Source organism: Candidatus Phytoplasma crotalariae (genome assembly GCF_030586865.1).
Taxonomy (GTDB): Bacteria; Bacillota_I; Bacilli_A; order Acholeplasmatales; family Acholeplasmataceae; genus Phytoplasma; species Phytoplasma citri.
The window spans coordinates 1-3,649 of the sequence record NZ_JAOSIR010000038.1 but is presented as its reverse complement, the minus strand read 5'-3'; the positions used below and the strand labels follow the sequence as shown (position 1 = coordinate 3,649).

Below are 3,649 nucleotides of genomic sequence, written 5' to 3'. Positions count from 1 at the left end.
GCAAGAGAGTAAATTAGGGAAAGCCGGATGCTTGGAAACTTGCTTGTCCGGTTTGGACGGGGGCTGATTGTAAATAAAACAGCAAATATAAATCGCTGCATAAAACGCAATTAATCTATCCGTATTTCTAGAAATGTTTTCCCTTCTTATTTTTTGTCATCTCCTGAACAAGTAATTCGTTCTCAAATTATTTTAGACACAAATATTTTTGCTAATTATATAGCTTGTAAATTAGGTATTAAAACACGTTATGTAGGAGAAGAACCTTTTTCTTATACTACTAATTTATATAATACAATAATGAAAGAAATTTTGTTTAAATCTTCAATAGAATTAGTTATTTTGCCTCGATTGATCCAGGATTTTAAACCTATTTCAGCAACACAAGTACGTAAGTTGTTTATCCAGGGAAATTTTAAAGATATGAAAAAATTAGTACCTATAACTACTTTAAAATTTTTGCAAAAATTAAATTATAAAAAATATGCTCAAAATCCTGAACTTTCTAAATTGATTGATAAAAGTTTTTAACTTTTCTGGATTAAAGTATTTTAGTTAGTTACAAATTAAATGATTTAAAGTGAGTTATTATTTTATGCATATATTTGTATTTTTTTAAAAATAAAGGAATTATTGAATATATTATGGTATCCAATAAAAATCAAATGGACAAAAATCTTTATCAAGTAATTTTATTTTATAATTATAGTTATATTAAAAATCCTAAAATTTTATGTAATCTTCATAAAACATTTTGTATTAAAAATAAATTATTAGGTAGAATTATTATTTCTGAAGAAGGTATTAATGGCACTTTGTCAGGATTAACAATAGATATTAATTCTTATATGCAATTTTTATTACAAGATTCTTGTTTTGCTAATACTGCGTTTAAAATAGATTCAGTTAATGGCCATGTTTTTCCTAAACTTTCAGTAAAATATAAAAAAGAAATAGTATCTTTAAAGTTAAAAAATGATATTTTTCCTAAAAATAGTTGTTATTTAGAACCTAAAGAATTTTATAATTTATCTCAAAAATCTGATATTATTTTATTAGATGCTCGTAATAATTATGAAACAAAGTTAGGACATTTTTTAAACGCTATTTTACCTGATATTAATAATTTTCGAGAATTACCTGCTTGGATAGATAAAAATTTAGATTTTTTTAAAAATAAAAAGGTTTTAACTTATTGTACTGGAGGGGTAAGATGCGAAAAATTATCTATTTATTTAAAAAATAAAGGGATATCTGAAGTTTTTCAATTAAAAGGGGGGATTATTAATTATAGTCAAGATGAAACACTTCAGGGCGAAAGATTCCAGGGTAGTCTTTATGTTTTTGATAAAAGAATTGTTGTTAAAGCGAATAAAAAAAAACATACTATTATAGGAAAAGATTTTTTCGATCAGACTCCTTGTGAAAGATATATTAATTGTGCTAATCCTGAATGTAATAAACAAATTTTATGTAGTTTAGCTAATGAAATAAAATATTTAGGTAGTTGTTGTCTTCGTTGTAGACAACATGTTAATAATCGTTTTAATCTTGAAAATTATAAAAAATCTATTAATTCGAATAAAAATGATGGTGTAATAATTTGCTGATTAAAAAAAGATGTGATTATTTATATAATTATGTTAAATTATTTAAAATAATAATATTATTTTGGTTTTAAGATCTATTTAAAGAAAGAAAGAGGTTATTTATGGATAAATTTGCTATTGTGGCTAATGGTAATAAACAATTCCAAGTTACTTTAAATCAAGAAATTTTTACAGATAAATTATCAGTGCAACCTGAAGAAGTTTATGTTTTTCGCAAAGTTTTAGCTATCTATTCAGAAGGTAACTCTATTTTGGGAAATCCTTGTATTGAAGGAGCTACAGTAGAAGCTAAAGTTATTAAGCAAGGTAAATCAAAAAAAATTATTGTAGCAACTTATAAAAGACGTAAAAAGTATCGTTGCAAAAAAGGACATAGACAGTTATACACGAAACTTTTAATTACTAATATTAATTTACCTAAATAATTATTTTATTAATTATATGATTGAATGTTTTATAAAATATAATAACGAAATTATTACTTCTATTATTGGGGCGCCAAAGAGGCCTAAATTTCGTGCTATTTAACCAATAGCCAGAGCCGATAAGCTCTGAAAGGAGATGGTCGGTTTAGCAAACGAAAGAATGCTGAATTATAGCAGACCATAAAAGCGGGTTGCGACAAAAGCAAATTAGTCAAGATGATTCCGCCACCGAATAATTCTACGGAGAAGCCTGCAATGGCCTAAGAAGGAAAATTGAGGTAATAGAAGAACCTGTCTCGGAAGTTGCTTAAACGGGCAGTCCAGAGTCTACTAGTACAAACAATAAGTACTGAGTAGTTTGTCAGTTAAAGAAAACCTGGAATCATCCTCCCAAAGAGGATACTTCCCCTAAGGAATTAAGGTCGAAATTTAGCGTAACTTGGAGAATCCTAAAACTAAGTAATGAAAATTTACTAATCCGGAAATAAAAGCCCGGATGGTCAAGGATAAAGCATCTTCTTAGTAGTCGTAAGGGTAAACCTAAATTTGGAATAATTTAGTTAATCGGCTTACCCAGAAGAGAGTTAATGACTCTTATAGGGCGAAAGAAGATAGTAATTTATTATTTATTCAATGGCATCAAGAAGGAAGTTGATAACGGTTTCACCAGCAACTAAACTTTTATGAACATAGAAGATTGTTCCTCAAATGGTTGAATAAGAACAATAAGAATAAATAGCTAATCAGTCTTAAGGCGAAATTAGTTCTCGCAAAAGAGTAAATTAGGGAAAGCCGGATGCTGGGAAACTTGCTTGTCCGGTTTGGACGGGGGCTGATTGTAAATAAAACAGCAAAGATAAATCTTTGTATAAAAAACGCAATTAATCTATCCGTATTTAAAGGCCATGCTCAATATTCTTATTCAAATGATATAGTTTGTTCTTCAGTATCTACTGCTATAATAGTGACTATTAATGCTATTGAATGGGCGCCAAAGAGGCCTAAATTTCGTGCTATTTAACCAATAGCCAGAGCTGATAAACTCTGAATGGAGATGGTCGGTCTGACAGACGAAAGAATGTTGGATTATAGCAGACCATAAAAGCGGGTTGCGACGAAAGCAAATTAGTCAAGATGACACCGCCACCGAATAAAATTCTATGGAAAAGCCTGAGATGGCCTAAGAAGGAAAATTGATGTAATAGCATGACCTGTTCTGGAAGTTGCTTAAACGGACAGTCCAGAGACTACTAATATAGAATTCAAGTATTGAGTAGTTTATCAGATGAAGAAACCTGGAATCAGCCTCGCTAAAGAGGATACTTCTCCTAAGGAATTAAGGTCGAAATTTAGTGTAACTTGGAGAATCCTAAAACTAAGTAATTAAGTTTACTAATCCGGAAATAAAAGCCCGGATAGTCAAGGATAAAGAATCTTCTTAGTAGTCGTAAGCGTAAACCTAAATTTGGAATAGTTTAGTTAATCGGCTTACCAAGAAGAGAGTTAATTACTCTTATAGGGCGAAAGAAGAAAGTAATTTACTGTTTATTCAATGGTATCGAGAAAGGGGTTGATATATAATGTCAACAACCGTTTCATTAGAAACAAAGCTTT

The 3,649-nt window shown here is 29.4% G+C and carries 4 protein-coding genes; all 4 read left to right on the top strand.

Features of this window, described 5'->3' with window-relative positions:
- Positions 1 to 153: 153 nt before the first annotated feature.
- Positions 154 to 531, top strand: a complete 378-nt coding sequence (locus OC683_RS02155; RefSeq protein WP_420887819.1) for a nucleotidyl transferase family protein — start codon at positions 154 to 156, stop codon at positions 529 to 531.
- A gap of 113 nt (positions 532 to 644) precedes the next feature.
- Positions 645 to 1,610: an oxygen-dependent tRNA uridine(34) hydroxylase TrhO gene (gene trhO, locus OC683_RS02150; RefSeq protein WP_304514902.1), complete on the top strand. Its 966-nt coding sequence runs from the start codon at positions 645 to 647 to the stop codon at positions 1,608 to 1,610.
- A 101-nt stretch (positions 1,611 to 1,711) separates the two neighbouring features.
- The gene (gene rplU / locus OC683_RS02145) at positions 1,712 to 2,035 is read left to right on the top strand and encodes a 50S ribosomal protein L21 (RefSeq protein WP_078123156.1); all 324 of its coding nucleotides are present in this window, start codon (positions 1,712 to 1,714) and stop codon (positions 2,033 to 2,035) included.
- A gap of 808 nt (positions 2,036 to 2,843) precedes the next feature.
- A complete protein-coding gene (locus OC683_RS02140; protein ID WP_304514901.1) occupies positions 2,844 to 3,056 on the top strand; it encodes a ribosomal-processing cysteine protease Prp in 213 nt (70 codons plus the stop codon).
- Positions 3,057 to 3,649 lie beyond the last annotated feature (593 nt).

Coding starts and splice junctions, on each gene's coding strand:
- trhO (WP_304514902.1), top strand. CDS start 645: ATGGTATCCAATAAAAATCAAATGGACAAAAATCTTTATCAAGTAATT.
- rplU (WP_078123156.1), top strand. CDS start 1,712: ATGGATAAATTTGCTATTGTGGCTAATGGTAATAAACAATTCCAAGTT.